This is a genomic window from Amycolatopsis pithecellobii, assembly GCF_009707865.1.
GTDB lineage: Bacteria > Actinomycetota > Actinomycetes > Mycobacteriales > Pseudonocardiaceae > Amycolatopsis_E > Amycolatopsis_E pithecellobii.
This window is the reverse complement of record NZ_WMBA01000045.1, coordinates 1-19,250: the sequence shown is the minus strand read 5'-3', so window position 1 is coordinate 19,250 and position 19,250 is coordinate 1. Positions and strand designations below refer to the sequence as shown.

Below are 19,250 nucleotides of genomic sequence, written 5' to 3'. Positions count from 1 at the left end.
CCAGCCTGGGCGGACTCTTGTCCGTCCAGGCTTTTTTGTGTTCCGGCCCAGCCTTGCGTACAGTTGTCCGTCTAGCGGACAATCGTACGGAAGGAGCGTCGCGATGAACGAGCCGAGCGAGTTCGCCCCGGGCCGGCCCGTGGTGTTGCGTGGCGGCACCGTCCTGACGCTGGACGACCAGCGCCGGACGTTCGAGCGCGGCGACGTGCTCGTGACCGGCGATCGCATCACCGCGGTCGGGCCGGAGCTGGCCGCCCCACCCGACGCCGTGGTGATCGACGCGAGCGGCGGCATCGTGATGCCCGGCATGATCGACACGCACCGGCACATGTGGCAGACCGCGATGCGCGGGTACGGCGCCGACTGGACGCTCACGCAGTATTTCGTCTGGTACTACCTGGAAAGCGGCAAACTCTTCCGGCCGCAGGACATCCACGCCGGCAACGCGCTCGCCGCGGCCGAGGCGCTCGAATCCGGGGTCACCACGGTGGTCGACTGGTCACACGGGTTGCAGACGGTCGACCACGCCGAGGCGGCCGTCGACGCGCTGCGCTCCGTGCCGGGCCGGTTCGTGCTGGCCTACGGCAACATCCAGGCCCCGCCCGCGGAATGGACTCGCGCGCCCGAATTCCGTGATTTCGTCAACCGGCGGATCACCGGGGACGACCTGCTCGGTTTCCAGCTCGCCTTCGACGTCACCGGCGACCCGGCGTTCCCCGAGAAGCCTGCCTTCGAGGTGGCGCGCGAGCTGGGTGTGCCGGTGACCACGCACGCCGGGGTCTGGGGCGCGACCAACGACGACGGCATCCGGCTCATGTACGACAACGGTTTCATGACACCGGAAACCGTGTACGTGCACGCTGCTTCGCTGTCGGCCGACTCCTACCACCGCATCGCCGCGACCGGTGGCTCCATCTCGGTGTCGACCGAGAGCGAGCAGAGCGCCGGGCAGGGCTACCCGCCCACCTGGGCCATCCGCGCCCACGGCATCCCGGTTTCGCTGTCGATGGACACCTCGGTCTGGTGGAGCGGTGATCTGTTCTCGGCGATGCGGACGACACTCGGCGCCGACCGGTCGCGCGAACATCTCGAAGCGCACCACAAGTCCGAGACCATCACCCATTGCAGCCTGCGCGCGGACCAGGTGGTGGCGTGGGCGACCCGCGGCGGTGCGCACGCGATCGGGCGCGACGACCTCGGCAGTCTCGAGCCCGGCAAGAAGGCCGATGTGGTGCTGCTCAAGAACGACGATTCCGCGGTGTCATTCCCGTTGCTGAATCCCTATGGGCACGTGGCTTTCCAAGCGCAGCGCGGAGATGTGCACACGGTGCTGGTCAACGGGAAGGTCGTCAAACACGAGCACCGCCTCGTCGGCATCGACCTGGCCGCGATCCGTCGTGAAGTCGAAGAGACCGTCGATTACCTGCGCTCGACGATGGGCGAAGAGGCGTGGCAGAAGGGCATGAACCCGGACGTCGCCGAGACCAAGGTGCTCGACAACCCTTACACCTACACCGAATACCGCAGCGCCGCGACGCACACGAGGTCTTCCTGAGCATGACTGAAAGCGCTTCCACAGGCCCGCTCGCCGGAATACTGGTAGCGGACTTCTCCCGGATCCTCGCCGGGCCGTACGCCACGATGCTGCTGGCCGACCTGGGTGCCGACGTGGTGAAGGTCGAGGGCCCCGGCGGGGACGACACGCGCACCTGGATGCCGCCGGTCCGGGACGGGATTTCGACCTACTATCTCGGCGTCAACCGCGGGAAACGCTCCATCGCGCTGGATCTGCGTGACGAGGCGGATGCCGTACTCGCGCGGGAACTCGCGCGGCGCGCGGATGTGGTGATCGAGAACTTCAAACCGGGCGGCCTGGCCAAGTACGGTCTCGACTACGACGCCGTGCGGGCGACCAATCCCAGTGTGGTCTATACCTCTATCAGTGGTTTCGGTTCCGGCGCAGGCAAGGATGTGCCGGGCTACGATCTGATGGTGCAGGCGATCTCCGGCCTGATGAGCCTCACCGGTGACCCGGACGGCCCGCCGTACCGGGCCGGGATCTCGGTGTTCGACGTGATGGCCGGAAACCACGCCACCATCGGCATTCTCGCCGCGCTGCGGCACCGGGACGCCGCCGGGCAGGGACAGCACGTCGAGGTGAACCTGCTGTCCTCGGCGCTGACCGGGCTGGTCAACCACAGCTCCGCATATGTCGCGGGCGGCACGGTTCCCTACCGGATGGGCAACGCGCACCCGAGCGTGTTCCCGTACGAACCGTTGCCCACCGCCGACAACGACCTCATCATCACCGCGGCCAACGACAAGCAGTTCCGGAAACTGTGCGAGGTGCTGGGAATTCCGGAGATCGCGGACGATCCGCGGTTCGCCCGCAACGCCGATCGCACCGAGCGGCGCGAGGAGCTTCGCCCGATCCTCGCCGGGCAGCTGCGCAAACGCGGCGCACTGGAATGGTTCGATCTGCTCGTGGCGGCGGGTGTCCCCAGTGGACCGATCAACACGATCGACGGTGGTTTCGCGATGGCGCAACGGTTCGAGCTGGATCCGGTCGTCGAGGTCGGTGGCGTGCCCGGTACGCGGCATCCGATCCGGTTCTCCGAAACCCCGGTGAGCTACCACCTGCCGCCGCCACGGCTGGACGAGCACGGCGACGATCTGCGGAAGTGGCTGGAGGAGCAAGGGTGACCGAGTACCCGACCGCGCTCGGCGCGTCTTCACGCGAGAAGATCACCTTGCTGGGCCAGGATCTGGCCGGGGACGTGATGGGCAAGGTGTCGTTCGGGGAGCTGGCGTTCTGGCTCGCGACCCAGCGGCGGCCTGCCCCGGGGGAGACCCGGGTGTTCGAGGCGGTGCTGGCGGCGCTGGCCGATCACGGTTTCACCCCGACGGCCATCGTCACCCGGCTCACCTACCTGTCCGCGCCGGATTCCATTCAGGGCGCGCTGGCGGCGGGGTTGCTCGGTGGCGGGTCGCGGTTCCTCGGCGTCACCGAGGACTGCGGGCGTTTCCTGCACGAAGTACTGTCCACAGTGGACCGGCCGGTGGACGACGAGCTGGCGCTGGAGGTGGTGAAAGCCGAGCGCGCGGCGGGCCGGTTCATCCCGGGGCTCGGTCACCATGTCCACAAGAACGGCGATCCCCGCACCCCGCGCCTGTTCGAGATCGCCCGAGAGGAGGGGCAGTTCGGGCCGCACCTCGCGTTGTTCGAGGCCATCGGACGTGTCCACCCGCGGGTGCTGGGCAAGACGTTGCCGCTCAACGGCGCCGGCGCATGCGGTGCGGCGCTGGCGGATCTCGGGCTGCCGCTGGAGTTGCTGCGGGGATTCGCTCTCCTCGCGCGCACGGCGGGACTCATCGGGCAGCTCGCCGAGGAACTGCGCACGCCCGTCGCGAACGAGATCTTCCTGTCCGTCGACCTCAACAACCGGCCCATTCCCCCGGCAGGAGGCAGCCATGGCTGAGCTGGTCGCGGTGATCGCGTCCACGCACCACCCGTTCTACTACCGCGCCAGCACCGCGACCGGTGCGGACCGGCCGCCGTTCGCCGACGAGTGGGTGCGCAAGATCGAGGCGTTCCGGGAAACCCTTACGAGGGCGCGGCCTGACGTGCTCGTGATGGTCGGGTCGGATCATTTCCACCAGCTGTGGCTGGACAACATGCCGCAGTTCCTCGTCGGCAAGGCGCCGTTCTACGACGCGAACTTCTACAACGAGGAACGTGAGTTCGGGCTGCCGAAGATGTTCCTCAAAGGACAGGAGGACCTGTCGGCCTACGTCCTGCGTGAGGGGCTCGACGCCGGGTTCGATCTGGCGTTCTCGAACGAGCTGCGGATCGACCACTCGATCACCTGCCCGATCATCACCCTGCGCCCGCAGAACGACTTGCCGATCGTGCCGATCTACACCAACATCTTCGCCCCGCCGCTGCCGCAGCCGAAACGGTTCGTCCAATTGGGACAGACGATCCGGCAGCTGATCGAGTCCTGGCCGTCGGACAAGCGGGTCGCGGTGATCGGCACCGGGCACCTCTCGCTCGAATTGGGTGGGCCGCGGCAGTTCGGACCGCACGGGCCGGACCCGGAGTTCGATCGCAAGGCCGTGGACTGGATCTCGGGTGGGGACCTGGAAAAATGCCTCGGCGAGGTGACGCTGGAAAGCCTGCACCTGCCCGGAAACGCCACGCACGGGTTCATGGATTTCATGCTCATGATGGGTGTCGCGGGCGAGGGGGAGCGGGCCGACTACACCGACACCTACGACCTGTTCCACACCATGGAGGCCTACTTCACCTGGTATCCCGGAGGCCTGCGATGAGCAAGTACCTGCTCAACAAGTTCCTGTTCACCGTCGACCGCGATCCGGAGCTGGTCGAGCGCTACCGCAGCGACCCGGCGGGCACCGTGTCCTGGTGGGAAGCCGAGCAGGCCAACCGCATCCTCAACTGTCACGACGGCGAGTGTTCGACCTGGCTGCGATTCGACGAAACCGAGCGCGCGGCACTGTCCACTCACGACTATCCGAAACTGTTCGAGCTGGGGGCACACCCGTTCCTGACGCTGACGTTGTTCATCGGCATGTTCGAACGCGACTACGAGCCGCTGGGTTTCCAGACCGAATACGCCCGCCGCCTAGCCCACATCACCATGCCCTACCCCGACATCACAACCTGACAGCGATGCGCGAGTTGAGCTTTGGGGTGGCGCGAGTTGAGCGTTCCGGTTGCGCGAGTTGAGCGTTCCGGGGGGTGAGTTGATGAAACTCGGGCTGGGAGAGCGGTCATTTCGCGTAACGAACGCTCAACTCGCGCGTCACGAGCAGTCATCTCGCGCCCGGGAACGCTCAACTCGCACGTCACGTGCACTCAACTCGCGCACTGGGAACGCTCAACTCGCACGCTGGGAACGCTCAACTCGCGCGTCACGAACGCTCAACTCGCGCTGGGGTTTGGGAGGTGAGGTCAGCCTTTGATCGTCTCGAGGGGGCGGGAGTGCCAGGCATCCCAGTCGGCGCTGATGGCGCTTGCCGTGCGCAGCAGGAGCGGCAGGTGGTGCTCGACGAGGGTCTCCATCGTCGTCTCGGCGGCGTGGGCGTTGACGTTCACGGCGGCGACCACCGTGCCGTCGCCGTCGCGGATCGGTGCGGCGACCGAACGGATGCCCAGTGCCAGCTGCTGATCGGTGGCGGCCCAGCCCCGGGCCCGCACCTCGCGCAGGACCGTGTCGATCTCCTCGCGTTCCGGGGTCCAGCGCGACGGGACCCCGGCCCGGCTCGGCTCGGCCAGCGTGCGGTCGAGTTCGGTGGGGGTGAGCGAGGCGAGCAGCACCTTGCCGAGCGAGGTCGGCAACGCGGGGAAACGGGTGCCGATGGTGACAGCGAGCGCGACGAGTTTCGGCACCGCCACACGCGCCACGTACACCACGTCGGACCCGTCGAGCTGCGCGATCGAGCACGATTCGTTCGTCTGCCGCACCAGCTCACGCAGGTGCGGGCGGGTCAGCTCCCACAGGTTCACCGAGCCGATGTAGGCCATGCCCAGTTCGAGCACGCGCGGCGTCAATGAGAAAGCACCGTCCGTACCGCGGACATAGCCGAGCTGCTCCAGCGTGATCAGGATCCGGCGCGCGGTCGGGCGAGCGAGCTCGGTCGCCGTCGCGACCTCGCTGAGCGTCATGGCCGGTTTGGCAGCCTGAAAGCAGCGCAGGACATCGAGCCCACGCGCGAGGGCTTCGATGAATTCCGGGTTCCCGTCTCGCCGCATACGGAAAGGCTACCGGGTCAGGCGGACAGGTGTCCGTCATACGGTGGATTCCGCGAGCTGCAGGAGGTTCCGCACCAGTCCGCGCGCCCACTCGGGATCCATGGGCTGGGTGGTGAACATGACACGGTAGTACAGCGGGCTCAGCAGCGTGTCCGCGGCCGTCTGGACGTCGGGCACGTCGCCGCCCCGGGACCGCTCACGCTCGAGGATTGCTTCCAGTTGCTCGTGCCGGTCGCCGACGCAGGCGCAGCCGCCCGACGGGCCTGCCCCCAGCGCCGCCCGCATGATGGCGACGGTGTCCGGGTCGGTCAGGTCGGTGCTCACGTCGACCACCCAGCGTTCCAGGTCCTCGCGCAGCGTGCCAGTGTCCGGCACGACGATGTCACCGCTGAACCGGCTGGTCGCGACCTCGTTGAGCAGGTCGGACAGCGACCCCCAGCGGCGGTAGACGGTGGTCGGGTGCACCCCGGCGCGGTTCGCGATGACCGGCAGGGTCACGGCCTCGACCTGGTTTTCGGCGAGCAGCTCCTGGACGGCCCGGTGCACGGCCGCGCGCACCCGCGCGGACCGGCCGCCTGGCCTGGTGGTGACGGACATAACGACCATTATCGCACCGATCGTTGCTTTTGCGCTAAGGTGGTTTCAAAAGCATCGATCATTGCTTTAGAGGAGCGGTCTTGTCCGAGTCATCAGTCGCGGTCGCGCTGCCGGGCGCCGCAGCCGGGAGACGGCTGTCGCACGCCTTCTCCTTCGTCGCCGTCGCGGCGATCGCGATCCTGTTCATGGCGGCCTCCAGTGCGCCGTCCCCGCTCTACATCGTCTACCAGCAGAACTGGCATTTCTCCGCCACGACACTCACCGCCGTCTTCGCGGTGTACGTGCTCGGGCTCATCTCGTCACTGCTCGTCCTGGGCGCGCTGTCGGATCACCTCGGACGGCGGCCGGTGCTCGGCGCCGCGGTGGCGCTGGAAGCGCTTTCTCTCGTGCTGTTCCTCGTCGCCGGGGACGTGTCGGTGTTGTTCGCCGCGCGGATCGTGCAGGGTGTCGCGACCGGCGCCGCGATCACGACGTTGTCGGCACTGCTCGTCGATCTCAACCCGCCGCATGCGCCCGGCCGCGCCGGCGTCGTCAACGGCATCGCGCCGACCGTCGGGCTCGCGCTGGGCGCGCTGGGCTGCGGCGCGCTCGTGCAGTTCGCGCCGGCACCGACTCATCTGGTGTTCGGCGTGCTGCTGGCGGCCATGGTGCTGGCCGGCTTGATCGTGGCGGTGATGCCGGAAACGTCCGCGCGCCGGCCCGGTGGTGCACGCTCGCTCCTGCCGCGGCTCGGGCTTCCGCAGCGCCTGCGCCCCGAGTTCTTCGCGCTCCTGCCGATCATCATGGCGGGCTGGTCCCTCGGCGGGTTCTACCTCTCGCTCGGGCCGTCGGTCGCGGCCGGGATTTTCGGCCTGGCGAACCATTTCGTCGGCGGACTCGTGGTGACCCTGTTGTGCGGCACGGGTGCGGCGGCCACGTTCGCGCTGCGTAACCGCCCGGCCCGCCAGGTGCTGCGGATCGCGACATTGCTGCTGAGTGCCGGGCTCGCGATCACGCTGGGCGGGATGTTCAGCGGCGCGGTGGTGCTCGGTGCCGTCGGCACGATCGTCGCCGGACTCGGGTTCGGCGCGGCGGCGCTCGCGATTTTCGGGACGCTGGCACGGATCTCGGCCCCCGCCGAGCGGGGCGAGCTGTTCGCCGTGGGATATGTGGTGTCATACCTTGCGTTCAGCGTGCCCGCGGTGGTCGCCGGGTTCGCCGCCACCGCGCTCGGGCTGCGCGCCACGGCGATCGTGTACGCGAGCGTGCTGACCGGCCTCGCGGTGATCGCCGCCGGAGTGGAGGCGCTCCGGTCGCGCCGGTGACGCAAGCGTTTGACAGCGTCCATTTCGGACAGTCGTGGGCGGCATGTCATGATCGGGCGCATGACGCGCGAAGAACCGGAGCTCAACAGCGGGATCCTGCCCGGCAATGTCCGAGCGGACGACTGGATCATGCTCGCGCTCGCGGTGATCTCCGTCGGCCTGCCCGGATATCTGCTGCTCAGCCCGCCTTCCCGGGACGCGGGACTGTGGATCTTCTACGCCGACTGCACGGTGTGCCTGGTGTTCCTCGGCGAGTTCCTCCTGCGCTGGCGCAAACGCCGGTGGGGCCGGCATTTCCTCGCCCGCAACTGGTACGAGCTGTTCGCCATGATTCCCATCGCGTATCCCGGGCTGATGGGGCACCGCTTCATCGTCGTGGTGCTGATCCTGGTGCGCATCGGGCGGGCGGCGGATCGTGCGCTGGGGGAGCAGTTCACCTACCGGTTCGTGGACAAGCTGTCCGATCCGATCGTCCGCGCGGTCAAGAAACCGGTCACCATCGCGGTGCTCGACGAAGTGGTCAAGGTACTGGAAACCGGAAACTACCCGGAGAACCTCGCGCGCTCGCTCGATGCGCATCGCGAAGAGCTGCGCGCCATCATCACGGAGAAGGTGTCCGAGGACCCGCAACTGCGGCGGCTACGGCATATGCCATTCCACGGCGAAGTCGTGCGCGCGGTCGTGGACACGTCGTTCCGGGTGCTCCTGGAAGTGTTGCTGGACCCGCGGATCGACGACTTCTTCACCAGTGTGGTGCGTGAGAATCGCCTGCAGATCCGCCGCGCCGTGCAACTCGGGCTCAACGAGGTCGAGCCGTGACTCACGCGCCGAGCGTCGCCCACACGGTTTTGCCGCCACCAGGCCGGGTCCGGGTACCCCACGCCGTCGCGATTCCCTCGACGAGCATCAGGCCGCGGCCCCGGAGCGCGCGGGGCCCGGCCGCACTCCGCCGCGGCGGTTCGTCGCTCGGGTCGTCCACCTCGACCACCATGCGCCCTGGCTCGTAGCCGAGCCGCACGCGCACCGCGCCGCCGGCATGGTCGAACGCGTTCGTCACCAGCTCGGTGGCGACCAGCTGCACGTCGGTGATCAGGTCCGGCTCGCTCACCGGCAGCACCCGCGCCGCCCACTGCCTCACCGCGACCAGCGGGGGCAGCTGGCCGGGCGTCAGGTCTAGCTCGAACTGGTCGCTCATGGCAAGCATCCGGCTACCCTCACCGGCACCGGCCCAAACCTGGCTGTCCACTTCGGACTCCGCGGGCTGCTGCTGACGGGGGCACGTCGTGCGCAGTACCATCGGCCGACGGACTTGGTCGCCGAGGGGGGAAGATGAGCTATCCGGGGCAGCAGCCGCAGTATGGCGAGGGTCAGTACGGTGGCCAGCCGCAGCAACCCGGTCCCTATGGCGGTCCGCCGCAACCCGGGCCGTACGGATACGGTGCGCCCGGGCAGTACGGGTATCCCGCGCCGCAGTACGGGTACGGGCCGCGTGCCCCGTGGGATCTCGCGCCGCCCACCAGCAACATTCCGGCGGCGATCGTGCTCATCCTGGGCGGGCTCGCCGGTTTGCTGCAGTTCTTCCTCGAGTGGTTCAGCTTCCGTGACCAGGTGGTGACCGGCAAGGACGTCGCCGATCTCGCCGGAGTGGCCGACACTGCGGGCAGCTCCGCCGGCACGATGATCATGATCGGGGTGTATCTCGTGCTGGTCGGCGGCGGTGTGTCGCTGCTGGGCGGCGCGGTCCTGTTCGTCCCGATGCGTGGCGGCAAGCGGGTCCTCGGCGCGCTGCTGCTGGTGGTCTCCCTCGCCATGATCGCCGGCATGATCTTCTGGCTGGCGGCAGGCATCCCGAACCCGGACAGCACCGGGCCCGGCTACTACTTCTTCCTCGGCGCCGGCGCGGTCACGCTCATCGGTTCGGTCATCGCACTGATCAAGCGCTAGCGCGGTCGCCAGCCGAGCGCCGGACCCAGTTTCGTGGCCATGTCGGTGAGAATCTGCACGTAGTCGGCGTGCTCGAAGCTGAACGGCAGCGCGAACGCGACCTCGTCGATCTCGCGGAACCCTGCGTGCGCATACAGCTGCTCGACGATTTCGGCGGACGTGCCGAGGATGTCGCGCGCGAACAACATGCGCGCCGGACCCTGCGGGCTCGCGGTCCGCGGGGTGCGTTTTTCCACGTACGCCTCATACTTCGCGCGCTGCTGCGGGATCGCGGAGTCGGTGGGGATGACGACCAGCCCATGTGACACGCGGGCGGCGCCGCCGTCGGGGTGGTGCGCGCGGAAGGTCCGGATGTGCGAACGCTGGATCTCGGCGAAATCCTCCGACTCCTCGGCGCGGACCACGCTGCTGGACAGGAAGTTCATCCCGTGCTCACCGGCCCAGCGCGCCGACCGCAGGCTCCCGCCGCCGTACCACAGGCGCCGGATCAGGCCGGGGGAGTGCGGCTGGACGCGGTGGGAGAACTCCTCGAACCCTTCGGTACCACGGAAGTCGGTGACCGGCTTGCCGCCGATGGCGTCGAGGAGACGCCGGACCCGGTCATAGCTGAAATCCTCGAGGTCGGCGGTGTGCGGATACAGCGCCTGCTTGACATCGTCGTAGTGCATCGGCGGACCCACGCTCAGGCCCGGGTTGAGCCGCCCGCCCGAGAGGATGTCGACGGTGGCGAGATCCTCGGCAAGGCGCAGCGGATTTTCCCAGCCCAGCGGGATGACCGCCGTGCCGAGCTCGATCCGGGTCGTGCGCTGCGAGGCGGCGGCGAGCACGGCGACCGGCGAGGAGATGCCGTACTGCAGGTGCCGGTGGCGGACCCAGGCGGTGTCGAAACCGAGCTGCTCACCGAGCTGGATGATCTCCAATGTGGACTCGTGACCCCGGCGCGGATCGTTCTCGTCGAACAGCCCGATGGTCAGGAAGCCCAGCTTTCGCAACGGTTGCGAGGGCAATGGCACGGCGGTCCTCCCGGGTCCGGAGATCTTGTCGCAGATTCTGCCCCAGCCAGGAGGTGTTCTCACTATCCGAGAAGCTCCGGCCGCCGCCACGGCTCGCCGTGCACGTGATGGGCCAGGAAAGCGAACACGGTGGCGTACCAGAGCTTCGCGTGGTTGGGCGTCAGCACCCAGTGGTTCTCGTCCGGGAAGTAGAGGAACTTGTGCGGGCTGGTCCCGTCGTCCGCGGCCGTGCGGGACAACAGATCCCACCACAACCGCAGGGCTTCGCCGACCGGCACGCGATAGTCCTTGTCGCCGTGGATGACGAGCATCGGGGTGGTGATCTTCCCGGCCCAGCGGTGCGGTGAATGCCGGTCCGTGGCCTCGGGGCTGAGCTCGCGGGGCCAGTAGTAGGCGGCGTCGGTGGTCGGGAACATCTGGTCCAGCGCCCACAGCGAGGCATGTGTGACGATCGCGGCGAATCGATCGGTGTGCCCGGCCAGCCAGTTGGCCATGTACCCGCCGAACGAGCCGCCCATCGCCGCCGTGCGGGTCTCGTCGACATCGGGCCGTTCGACGGCGGCGTCGGTGATCGACATCAGGTCCGTGTACGGCGCGGCGCCCCATTCGCCCCAGCCGCGCTGGATGAACTCCAGCCCGTACCCGGTGGAGATCGCCGGATCCGGCAGCAGGACCGCATACCCCTGTGCGACGGCGAGCCACGGGTTCCACCGCCACTGCCAGGCGTTCCACGAACCCAGTGGGCCACCGTGAATCCACAGCAGCAGCGGCGCCGCAGCTTCGGGGCTCGCGTCATGGGGCAGCGCGAGCCAGGCGCGCAGCGGCGCCCCGTCGGTCGCGGTGGTGGTGACTTCTTCGACGTGTCCCGGCAGCTCGACGGCCGGCACCGGGCCGGGAAGCGCTTCCACCACACTGCCGTCGATCGCGACGCGGTACGGTGCGGGCAGGCTGTCCACAAAGGACCTGATCGTGTAGATCCATTGTCCATCAGGGGAAATCCGGATGTCGCCGAACGTGCCGGACCCGGTCAGCTTGGTCACCTCGCCGGTACTCGGGTCCACCCTCCACAGTGGAGAGTGACCGAGATCGTCCGCGCTGACGACCACTGCGCGGCCGTCCGGTGTCCACTCGGGACCGTGCGGCCAACGATCCCAGGACCGGGTCAGCGCACGCGGTTCACCGCCGTCGGCCGGGAGCACCGCGAGCCAGCTGTCCCCGACCTTCGCGGCTGTCGGGCGTTCAGTCACGACGACCGCGATGCGGCTGCCGTCAGGGGAAAACCGGGGGCCGGCGTACTCGTGGTCCGCCTCGTCCGCGAGCACGCGGCGCCCGCCGGTCTCGACGTCGATCGCCACCAGGGTGTCCCGCTGGGAGCCACCCGGTTCCGCCACCGTCCACACCGCGACGACCGTGCGCCCGTCCGGTGAAACGTCCCAAGTGGACTCCCCGTCGAGTGCCCGGCCGGCATGCCCGGTGATATCGCGTAGTTCCTCGCCGGGCGGACCCGCCAGCAGCCGTGGCCGGTCCGGCCCGAGATCGTGATCCCAGTAGCGGATCGGATACTCCTCGTGCAGGATCGCGGTGACCGCCTCGTCCTTGCGGCGGGCACGCAGTTCCTTGTCCCGTAAGGCATCCGTGGCCGAGGGCAGCATTGTGGAACCGGCCACGACGACGCCTGCCTCGCGTGCGACCACCACGCCCCGCACGCCACCGGGTGGTGACGCGATCACCTCCGGGTCACCGCCGCCGGCGGGCAGCCGCCACAGCGCCGGCTGGTCCTTGCCGTCGTCGTCGCCCGGCTCCGGACGGGACGAGGTGAACAGCAGATCGCCGTCGGGGGTGAAGACGGGCCCCGACTCGCCCTGCGTGCTCCGGGTCAGCCGCCGGGCCGGGCGCTCGCCCGCGGGATCGACCTCCCACAACCCGGGCACCCACTTGGTCTTCTTGGCATCCAGAGTGGACACACCGATGACGAGGCGTCGCCCGTCGGGTGACAGGGCGAGACCGGCGGCACGGGGGAGGGCGACATAGCCGTCAAGGTCGGCGAACGGGTCAGCGTTGGTCACTCAGCCTTCCTACCATCCCGGCGCGGCCCGATGAGCGGTTTTCCCGGCGCCGTGGCGGGACGAGGGCCAACCGCGCCGCGGGCGGCAGCGGCGCGAGTTCCGGGGTGGCCTGGAACGCCTGGATCGCGAGTGCCGCAAAACGGCGGGACGCCGCGACGCGGGCGGCCGGGGAGCCGGCGCGGATGCCGCCATTGGCCATCAGGACCAGGACCAGGTCGTCCACGACGAAATCGGGGCGCAGCCCGCCGGAGCGCTTGGCGCGGCCGGCCAGTTCGGCGAGCGTTCTGACGGCGCGTTCGCGGGCCGCGGCGAAGTCGATCGCACGGGGGAACGTCGACATGAAGGCCGCGGTGAAGCCCCGGTCACGTGCGTGCAGTTCACACAGTTTCTCGACCACCGAACAGAAACCGTGCCACGGATCCGGGTCGGCGAGCCCCTCGTCGGCGATGGTCTGGCACGCACGCATCTGGCCGGCGAAGGCCTCGGTCGCCAGTGTCTCCTTGGTCGGGAAGTGGCGGTACAGGGTGGCCGGGCCGACCCCGGCGCGGCGGGCGATCTCCCGCAGCGGCACATCCAGGCCTTCGGTGGCGAACACCGCGCGGGCCGCGTCGAGGATGCGCCCGCGGTTGTCGATGGCGTCGGAACGCGTTGCGTGAGGCAAACGGTCGGTCACCACTCTCACTTTAGCCAACCGGACGCCTGCGTCCGGTTAACGTCCACAGGAGACGATCAAGGAGGTAGTGGTGAAGGCCATCACGATCCGGAAATTCGGCCCGCCCGAAGGCATGGCGGTCATCGACGTCCCCGCTCCGGCTCCGGCCGGCGGGCAGGTGCTGATCAGTGTGGAGTCGATCGGCGTCGGCGGTGCCGACACCCTGATCCGAAGCGGAGGGCTGTTCGGCTGGGGTTTCACGGAAGGCCATATCCCCGGCAGCGAGGTGGCGGGCACGGTGACCGCGGTCGGTGACGGTGTCGACACGTCCTGGATCGGGCAGCGCGTGTGGGCCTTCACCGGCGTGGGCGGCGGCTACGTCGAGCACGCCGTGGCCGGAGTCGGGGAGGTCGTGCCGCTTCCGGCGAATCTGTCCACTGTGGACGCGGTGACGCTGGGAAGTTCCGGCGTGGTGGCGCATTTCGGCCTTGCCCATGCCCACTTTTCGGCCGGCGAGTCGGTGCTGGTGCGGGGTGCCGCCGGGAGCATCGGGATCACCGCGGTCCAGCTCGCGGCTCGCGGTGGGGCCGGCGCGGTGGCGGTCACCACGTCGTCGGCCGAGCGTGGCGAGCGCCTGCGTGAGCTGGGCGCGACCCATGTGCTGGACCGCTCCGGCGAGGGCGCTGACGGAGGTTATGACGTCATCATCGACATCGTCGCCGGTGCGGACCTGGCAGCCTTCCTCGGCAAGCTCAACCCCAACGGCCGACTGGTGGCGGTCGGCGCGGTCGGGGGTCTTCCGCCCGCGGACTTCGCGATGACGCTGTTCCCGGCGTTCCAGAAGTCGACGTCGTTCGCCACTTTCAGCTCCGACACCGCGCCCGAAGCCGACCGGCGTGCGGTACGGACCGAACAGTTCGCCGCGGCGGGTCGCGGCGAACTGCGCACGGTGGTGCACGAGGTGCTGCCGTTGACGGAAGCCGTGCTGGCGCACCAGAAGATGGCCGCGGGGGAGGTGTTCGGCCGGATCGTGCTGACGCCGTGACGTTGCTTCAGTCGGTGCTGTACTGTTCTCTCTGTACTGAAGTGTAAGACCGGGAGGACGCGCTGCCGGATCCTGGTCGCGCTGCTCGACGGGGTCACCTACCCCGGGCGGCTCGCCGAACGGCTGGAACTGAGCCGCTCCAACGTGTCCAACCACCTGTCCTGCCTGCGGGGCTGCGGTCTCGTAGTCGCGTCGTACGAGGGCCGCCAGGTGCGGTACGAGCTGTCCGATCCGCACCTGGCGCGCGCACTGCGGGAGCTCGCGCAGGTCGTGCTCGCCGTCCAGCCGGGCGCGGAGTGCGAGGACTGATGACGGCGCGGAATGTGGTGCCGGCGCGGCGAATCCGGCTCCTGGTCGCCGCGACCATCAGCTACAACGTGATCGAGGCGATCGTCGCGATTTCGGCCGGGTCGGTCGCGGATTCGACGGCGCTGATCGGGTTCGGGCTGGACTCGGTGATCGAGGTGGCCTCAGCCGCGGCGGTCGCCTGGCAGTTCTCCGGGGCCGACCCTGAGGCGCGAGAACGGATCGCGCTGCGGGTGATCGCCGTGTCGTTCTTCGCGCTGGCGGCGTATGTGACCGTCGGCTCGGCGATTTCCCTGGCGACACAAGGGAAGCCGCGGGAATCGGTGGTGGGGATCGTGCTCGCCGCGGTGTCACTGGTGGTCATGCCGGTGCTGTCCGCGGCGCAACGCCGGGCCGGACGCGAACTCGGCTCGGCCAGCGCGGTCGCGGACTCGAAGCAGACGCTGCTGTGCACCTACCTGTCCGGCGTGCTGCTGGCCGGCCTGCTCGCCGACACCTGGTTCGGCTGGTGGTGGGCCGACCCGCTGGCCGCACTGGTGATCGGCGCCGTCGCGATCCACGAAGGCCGTGAAGCCTGGCGCGGTGACCACTGCTGACTGCGTCACTTCACCGCGAGGCACCCCCGCATGTGGTCGTCGACGACCCCCACCGCTTGCAGGTACGAGTAGATGATCGTGGTGCCGACGAAGGTGAAGCCGCGGCGCTTGAGGTCTTTCGAGACGCGGTCCGACAGTTCGGTGCTCGCGGGCAGCGGCTCGCCCGGCCGTCGGCGGTGCACGACCGGCGTGCCGTTCACCCAGTCCCACAGGTACGCGTCGAAAGTCCCGCATTCCTCCTGTACTGCAAGGAAAGCCCGCGCGTTCTTGACGGTCGACGAGATCTTCAACCGGTTGCGGACGATCCCCGCGTCCTCGCGCAGCGCGTCGAGCTTCGCCTGGTCGTAGCGCGCGATCCGGATGTAATCGAAACCGTCGAGGGCGCGGCGGTAGTTCTCGCGTTTGTTGAGCACCGTCGACCACGACAGTCCGGCCTGCGCGCCTTCCAGTACCAGCAATTCGAACAGGTACTCGTCCTCATGCGACGGCCGGCCCCACTCGGTGTCGTGGTAGGCGATCATGGCCGCCGAGCCATCGGCGGCCCATCCGCAGCGGGTCACGCGCGCTCCAGCGGCATGATCAGCCACAGCGCGAGGTAGCCGAGAAACTGTGGACCTGGCAGCAGACAGGACACTACGAACAACACCCGCATCGTGGACGGGCGCCAGCCCACCCGCTCGGCAAGGCCGGCGCACACTCCGGCGATCACGCGGTCCGATCGCGACCGGGCCAGCCTCTTCGTGTTTGTCATGGACCCAGCCTCTCGCGTGCCGTACCCCGGCGCATCAGGTACCCCCCGGAAAGTGACCCGGACATTTCCCTGGTGTGGTCCGCAGTCACCGCACCTTCGGACGGGGCCGAGTGGAGCAAGGCAGGACACGAATCCGACAAGGCTGTCAAAAAGTCTAGACCAATTTCGTGAAGAGCTCGCACACTCGACGAGCGGTGTGTTTTTTCCGTTCCCCCTCGAAAGGTGTGTCCCATGCGTCGAAGAATCGCCATTGTCGCCGGCGGCGCGGCTGCGCTCGCCTTCAGCCTGGTCACGGCCAACCCGGCGGCCGTCGCGCAGATGTCGCCGGGCATGTTCGCGGCCATGCAACACGATTTCGGCTTGTCCGCCCAACAGGTCCAGACCAGACTCGGTCAGGAGAAGGACGCCACCGGCATCCTGCCCGCCGCCCAGCAGGCGGCTGGAGCAGCGTTCGGCGGCGCATGGTTCGACGCGGCGCGAGGCAAGCTCGTCGTCGGGGTGACCGACTCGTCGGTGGCCGCGGCGGTCGAGCGGACCGGGGCGGCGACGGTGCCGTCCCGGGTCAGCGCGGCGGCGCTCGACGGTGCGAAGAAGGCGCTCGACGACTCGGCCAAGGCGCAGCCCGCGCCGCCGTCGGTGAGCAGCTGGCGCACCGATCCGCGCAACGGCAGCCTCGTCGTGTCGCTTCAACCGGACGCGCGCGGCCCCGATGTCGACGCGTTCCTCGCGCGGGCACGCCAGACCGGCATACCGGTGACCGTGACGGCGGCGCCACGGCCGGTGACCGACGCAGCCGGCACTGTCGGCGGCGATCCCTACTACATCAACGGAAACGTCCGGTGCTCCATCGGATTCTCCGTGCAGGGCGGATTCGTCAGTGCCGGGCACTGTGGCGGCGTCGGTGCTTCGACCGCCGGCTGGGACGGTTCGGCGCAGGGCACGTTCGCCGGATCTTCCTTTCCTGGCAACGATTACTCGTTCATCCGGATCGGCAACGGCTGGTGGACCGTGCCGGTCGTGCTGGGCTGGGGCACGGTGAGCGACCAGCTGGTGCGGGGTTCGTCGGTGGCCGCGCCGGGAACGTCGATCTGCCGCTCGGGTTCGACGTCGCACTGGCACTGCGGTGTCGTGGAAGGTCTCAATGAGACGGTGAACTACGCGCAGGGCGCGGTGTTCGAGATGACGCGGACCTCGGTGTGCGCAGAGCCGGGTGACTCCGGCGGCTCGTTCATCTCCGGTGACCAGGCTCAGGGCGTCACCTCCGGTGGCTACGGCAACTGCAGCTCCGGTGGCGAGACGTGGTTCCAGCCGGTGAACGAGATCCTGCGGACCTATGGGCTGTCGTTGGTGACCGCCTGATCCGCGCTTGGCTACCGGTTCCCGGCGGGGCCGGTAGCCACCCTTCAAAATGGTCCAGTCCAACTACTTGACTTATCGCAATGGTCTAGTCCACATTACCGGAATCCCGGTTTTCTTTTTCCCGAGGAGGACAAGTGCACCGTCGGAAAGTCACCTCGATCCTCGCGGCCGCAACGGTGGCCGCCGGTACCGCGCTCACGCTCGTCACCCACGCCGACGCCGCGGCCGGTGCGACCGCGGCGTTGAGCAGCAACTGGTACGCCTCCGCGCCGTACCTGATGCCCCAGAGCAACAACCCGCCAGACCCGTCCGCGGTGATGGCCGCAACCGGGCAGAAGGCCTTCCAGCTCGCGTTCATCCTCGCGCCCAACGGCGGCGGTTGCAGTCCCACCTGGGACGGCACTTCCGCGGTCTCCTCCGACACCGCCGTCGCCGGGGTGATCGGCAAGATCCGCGCCGCGGGCGGCGACGTGTCGGTGTCGGTCGGCGGGTACGGCGGCACGAAACTCGGTCAGACCTGTTCGGACCCGGGCTCGACGGCCGCCGCCTACCAGCAGGTGATCGACAAATACGGGTTGCACGCCATCGATTTCGATCTGGAAGAACCGGAATACGAAAACGACGCCGCCATCAGCAACGAGCTCGGCGCCGCACAGATCCTGCAGCGCAACAATCCGGGCCTGTTCGTGTCGGTGACCATGCCGGGCACCGCGGCGGGAACGGGCTGGTTCGGCACCCAGCTGCTGGACAAGGCGAAGAAGCTCGGCTTCACCCCGAACAATTTCTCGATCATGCCGTTCGACGGCGGATTCAACGGCGCGTCGAGTCAGACGTCCGCGCTCGAAGCCTTCCATTCCCTGCTGATGAGCCATCTCGGCTGGGACAGTGGGACGGCCTACGCGCACGAGGGATTCTCCGGGATGAACGGCAAGAGCGACGCCTCGGAATTCTTCTACCAGGCCGATTTCCAGACCGTGCTCGACTACGCGACCGGCCACGGCCTCGGCCGGTTCACCTTCTGGGCGGTCAACCGCGACCGGCCGTGCACCACGACGACCGACAACGGTGTGTGCAGCAACGTTTCCCAGAACGACTGGGATTTCACGAAATTCACCGCACGCTTCGCCGGCGCGACCCCGCCGGTCACCACGACCCCACCGACGAGCACCACCCCGTCGAACCCGGGCGGCAGCTGCCCGGCGGCGTGGAGCGCCACCACCGCGTACAACGGCGACGCGGTCGTTTCCTACCACGGACACAGCTGGACTGCGAAGTGGTGGACCTACGGTGACACTCCCGGCGGGCAGGCCGGGGTATGGACGGACAACGGCGCCTGTTAAGGAGTGGGTTGGCCTGACTTGCGTGGCGGTGCGGGTAGCGCGCGAGTTGCGCGTTCCCGCCGCGCGAGTTGAGCGTTCCTGCTGCGCGAGTTGTGCGTTCCTGCTGCGCGAGTTGTGCGTTCCCGTCGCACGCAACGTTCAACTCGCGTGCACGCAATGCTCAACTCGCGCGTTCCCAACGTTCAACTCGCGCGCTTTTAGGTGGTCTGGACCGTTGGGGGGTGGCCGTTCCAGGTGACGAAGCAGGAAGAGGTTGTGCCGTCGCGGTTGAAGTCGACGCGCAGCCAGCCGTCGGCCTGCCAGGCCTGGACCTGCCATCCCGTCTCGGGCGTCGCGGACACGAGTTTCGCGGAGGTGGCGCCCAGTTCCAGCACCACCCTGCCGCCGGCGAGCTGGTAGCTCCGGACGTCGGCGGCAGGACTGGAAGTCGTGCTGGGCGGGGCAGCGGACGACGCCGCCGTCCGCGGGGGAGCGACACTCGCGGGCGGGGCCGGCGTGGGG

General features: G+C 68.6%; 21 protein-coding genes and 1 pseudogene. 13 read left to right on the top strand and 9 right to left on the bottom strand.

Features of this window, described 5'->3' with window-relative positions; genetic code table 11:
• Nucleotides 1-103: 103 nt before the first annotated feature.
• From GKO32_RS25080 to GKO32_RS25060, 5 genes are read left to right on the top strand one after another with little or no spacing between them, the layout of a single operon-like run.
• Nucleotides 104-1,555 carry an amidohydrolase family protein gene (locus GKO32_RS25080; RefSeq protein ID WP_154759362.1) on the top strand — a complete coding sequence of 484 codons (1,452 nt, stop codon included), beginning with the start codon at nucleotides 104-106 and terminating at the stop codon, nucleotides 1,553-1,555.
• 2 nt (nucleotides 1,556-1,557) lie between these two features.
• A complete protein-coding gene (locus GKO32_RS25075; RefSeq protein ID WP_154759361.1) occupies nucleotides 1,558-2,703 on the top strand; it encodes a CaiB/BaiF CoA transferase family protein in 1,146 nt (381 codons plus the stop codon).
• Complete coding sequence (locus tag GKO32_RS25070; RefSeq protein WP_312868514.1) at nucleotides 2,700-3,479, top strand: citryl-CoA lyase; 780 nt, start codon at nucleotides 2,700-2,702, stop codon at nucleotides 3,477-3,479. The genes GKO32_RS25075 and GKO32_RS25070 overlap by 4 nt, the downstream gene beginning before the upstream one ends.
• Nucleotides 3,472-4,332, top strand: a complete 861-nt coding sequence (locus tag GKO32_RS25065) for a DODA-type extradiol aromatic ring-opening family dioxygenase (RefSeq protein ID WP_154759360.1) — start codon at nucleotides 3,472-3,474, stop codon at nucleotides 4,330-4,332. The genes GKO32_RS25070 and GKO32_RS25065 overlap by 8 nt, the downstream gene beginning before the upstream one ends.
• Nucleotides 4,329-4,688, top strand: coding sequence for a hypothetical protein (locus GKO32_RS25060; RefSeq protein ID WP_154759359.1), 360 nt, complete (start codon nucleotides 4,329-4,331; stop codon nucleotides 4,686-4,688). The genes GKO32_RS25065 and GKO32_RS25060 overlap by 4 nt, the downstream gene beginning before the upstream one ends.
• A gap of 287 nt (nucleotides 4,689-4,975) precedes the next feature.
• Here GKO32_RS25060 and GKO32_RS25055 read toward each other — a convergent pair whose 3' ends face one another.
• Both GKO32_RS25055 and GKO32_RS25050 read right to left on the bottom strand, forming a co-directional pair.
• On the bottom strand, nucleotides 4,976-5,776 hold the full coding sequence (locus tag GKO32_RS25055; protein WP_154759358.1) for an IclR family transcriptional regulator domain-containing protein: 801 nt from the start codon (nucleotides 5,774-5,776) through the stop codon (nucleotides 4,976-4,978).
• Nucleotides 5,777-5,812: 36 nt separating this feature from the next.
• Nucleotides 5,813-6,373, bottom strand: a complete 561-nt coding sequence (locus GKO32_RS25050) for a TetR/AcrR family transcriptional regulator (protein WP_154759357.1) — start codon at nucleotides 6,371-6,373, stop codon at nucleotides 5,813-5,815.
• Nucleotides 6,374-6,453: 80 nt separating this feature from the next.
• Between GKO32_RS25050 and GKO32_RS25045 the strand changes: the two genes are divergently transcribed.
• Together GKO32_RS25045 and GKO32_RS25040 are read left to right on the top strand one after the other, a co-directional pair.
• Nucleotides 6,454-7,677, top strand: coding sequence for an MFS transporter (locus tag GKO32_RS25045; protein ID WP_154759356.1), 1,224 nt, complete (start codon nucleotides 6,454-6,456; stop codon nucleotides 7,675-7,677).
• A gap of 60 nt (nucleotides 7,678-7,737) precedes the next feature.
• Nucleotides 7,738-8,496: an ion transporter gene (locus GKO32_RS25040; protein ID WP_154759355.1), complete on the top strand. Its 759-nt coding sequence runs from the start codon at nucleotides 7,738-7,740 to the stop codon at nucleotides 8,494-8,496.
• Between the two features lies 1 nt (nucleotide 8,497).
• On the opposite strand, the gene GKO32_RS25035 is transcribed toward GKO32_RS25040, so the two are convergent.
• Nucleotides 8,498-8,974 carry an ATP-binding protein gene (locus tag GKO32_RS25035; RefSeq protein ID WP_246244635.1) on the bottom strand — a complete coding sequence of 159 codons (477 nt, stop codon included), beginning with the start codon at nucleotides 8,972-8,974 and terminating at the stop codon, nucleotides 8,498-8,500.
• A 32-nt stretch (nucleotides 8,975-9,006) separates the two neighbouring features.
• On the opposite strand from GKO32_RS25035, the gene GKO32_RS25030 reads away from it, so the two are divergent.
• Nucleotides 9,007-9,621, top strand: coding sequence for a hypothetical protein (locus GKO32_RS25030; protein ID WP_154759354.1), 615 nt, complete (start codon nucleotides 9,007-9,009; stop codon nucleotides 9,619-9,621).
• On the opposite strand, the gene GKO32_RS25025 is transcribed toward GKO32_RS25030, so the two are convergent.
• From GKO32_RS25025 to GKO32_RS25015, 3 genes are all read right to left on the bottom strand, one after another.
• A complete protein-coding gene (locus GKO32_RS25025) occupies nucleotides 9,618-10,634 on the bottom strand; it encodes an LLM class flavin-dependent oxidoreductase (RefSeq protein WP_312868513.1) in 1,017 nt (338 codons plus the stop codon). The two genes, GKO32_RS25030 and GKO32_RS25025, sit on opposite strands and share 4 nt — an antisense overlap.
• 62 nt (nucleotides 10,635-10,696) lie before the next feature.
• Nucleotides 10,697-12,700 (bottom strand): S9 family peptidase, encoded by a 2,004-nt coding sequence (locus GKO32_RS25020; RefSeq protein WP_312868512.1) that lies wholly within the window; start codon nucleotides 12,698-12,700, stop codon nucleotides 10,697-10,699.
• Nucleotides 12,687-13,373 carry a TetR/AcrR family transcriptional regulator gene (locus GKO32_RS25015; RefSeq protein ID WP_312868510.1) on the bottom strand — a complete coding sequence of 229 codons (687 nt, stop codon included), beginning with the start codon at nucleotides 13,371-13,373 and terminating at the stop codon, nucleotides 12,687-12,689. Before GKO32_RS25015 ends, GKO32_RS25020 begins: the two co-directional genes overlap by 14 nt.
• Nucleotides 13,374-13,443: 70 nt before the next feature.
• Between GKO32_RS25015 and GKO32_RS25010 the strand changes: the two genes are divergently transcribed.
• The 3 genes from GKO32_RS25010 to GKO32_RS25000 are packed head-to-tail and all read left to right on the top strand — an operon-like array spanning nucleotide 13,444 to nucleotide 15,299.
• Nucleotides 13,444-14,397, top strand: coding sequence for a zinc-dependent alcohol dehydrogenase family protein (locus GKO32_RS25010; protein WP_312868509.1), 954 nt, complete (start codon nucleotides 13,444-13,446; stop codon nucleotides 14,395-14,397).
• A 36-nt stretch (nucleotides 14,398-14,433) separates the two neighbouring features.
• Nucleotides 14,434-14,706: an ArsR/SmtB family transcription factor gene (locus tag GKO32_RS25005; RefSeq protein ID WP_154759352.1), complete on the top strand. Its 273-nt coding sequence runs from the start codon at nucleotides 14,434-14,436 to the stop codon at nucleotides 14,704-14,706.
• Complete coding sequence (locus GKO32_RS25000) at nucleotides 14,706-15,299, top strand: cation efflux transmembrane domain-containing protein (protein WP_154759351.1); 594 nt, start codon at nucleotides 14,706-14,708, stop codon at nucleotides 15,297-15,299. The genes GKO32_RS25005 and GKO32_RS25000 overlap by 1 nt, the downstream gene beginning before the upstream one ends.
• 5 nt (nucleotides 15,300-15,304) lie before the next feature.
• Here the strand turns inward: GKO32_RS25000 and GKO32_RS24995 are convergent, their stop codons facing one another.
• Both GKO32_RS24995 and GKO32_RS24990 read right to left on the bottom strand, forming a co-directional pair.
• Entirely contained in the window at nucleotides 15,305-15,859 is a 555-nt protein-coding gene (locus GKO32_RS24995) for a DNA-3-methyladenine glycosylase I (protein ID WP_312868507.1), read from the bottom strand.
• Entirely contained in the window at nucleotides 15,856-16,050 is a 195-nt protein-coding gene (locus GKO32_RS24990; protein ID WP_154759350.1) for a PspC domain-containing protein, read from the bottom strand. Before GKO32_RS24990 ends, GKO32_RS24995 begins: the two co-directional genes overlap by 4 nt.
• Before the next feature lie 231 nt (nucleotides 16,051-16,281).
• Between GKO32_RS24990 and GKO32_RS24985 the strand changes: the two genes are divergently transcribed.
• Entirely contained in the window at nucleotides 16,282-17,409 is a 1,128-nt protein-coding gene (locus GKO32_RS24985; protein WP_154759349.1) for a S1 family peptidase, read from the top strand.
• Between the two features lie 134 nt (nucleotides 17,410-17,543).
• The gene (locus GKO32_RS24980) at nucleotides 17,544-18,749 is read left to right on the top strand and encodes a chitinase (RefSeq protein WP_312868506.1); all 1,206 of its coding nucleotides are present in this window, start codon (nucleotides 17,544-17,546) and stop codon (nucleotides 18,747-18,749) included.
• Nucleotides 18,750-18,946: 197 nt separating this feature from the next.
• Here the strand turns inward: GKO32_RS24980 and GKO32_RS38130 are convergent.
• Nucleotides 18,947-19,250: pseudogene (locus GKO32_RS38130) on the bottom strand (hypothetical protein); the annotation flags it as partial.

Bases quoted from the DNA above. Each gene is read 5' to 3' on its own strand.
- GKO32_RS25080 (WP_154759362.1), top strand. From the start codon at position 104: ATGAACGAGCCGAGCGAGTTCGCCCCGGGCCGGCCCGTGGTGTTGCGT.
- GKO32_RS25075 (WP_154759361.1), top strand. From the start codon at position 1,558: ATGACTGAAAGCGCTTCCACAGGCCCGCTCGCCGGAATACTGGTAGCG.
- GKO32_RS25065 (WP_154759360.1), top strand. From the start codon at position 3,472: ATGGCTGAGCTGGTCGCGGTGATCGCGTCCACGCACCACCCGTTCTAC.
- GKO32_RS25060 (WP_154759359.1), top strand. From the start codon at position 4,329: ATGAGCAAGTACCTGCTCAACAAGTTCCTGTTCACCGTCGACCGCGAT.
- GKO32_RS25055 (WP_154759358.1), bottom strand. From the start codon at position 5,776: ATGCGGCGAGACGGGAACCCGGAATTCATCGAAGCCCTCGCGCGTGGG.
- GKO32_RS25050 (WP_154759357.1), bottom strand. From the start codon at position 6,373: ATGTCCGTCACCACCAGGCCAGGCGGCCGGTCCGCGCGGGTGCGCGCG.
- GKO32_RS25040 (WP_154759355.1), top strand. From the start codon at position 7,738: ATGACGCGCGAAGAACCGGAGCTCAACAGCGGGATCCTGCCCGGCAAT.
- GKO32_RS25035 (WP_246244635.1), bottom strand. From the start codon at position 8,974: ATGGTACTGCGCACGACGTGCCCCCGTCAGCAGCAGCCCGCGGAGTCC.
- GKO32_RS25030 (WP_154759354.1), top strand. From the start codon at position 9,007: ATGAGCTATCCGGGGCAGCAGCCGCAGTATGGCGAGGGTCAGTACGGT.
- GKO32_RS25000 (WP_154759351.1), top strand. From the start codon at position 14,706: ATGACGGCGCGGAATGTGGTGCCGGCGCGGCGAATCCGGCTCCTGGTC.
- GKO32_RS24990 (WP_154759350.1), bottom strand. From the start codon at position 16,050: ATGACAAACACGAAGAGGCTGGCCCGGTCGCGATCGGACCGCGTGATC.
- GKO32_RS24985 (WP_154759349.1), top strand. From the start codon at position 16,282: ATGCGTCGAAGAATCGCCATTGTCGCCGGCGGCGCGGCTGCGCTCGCC.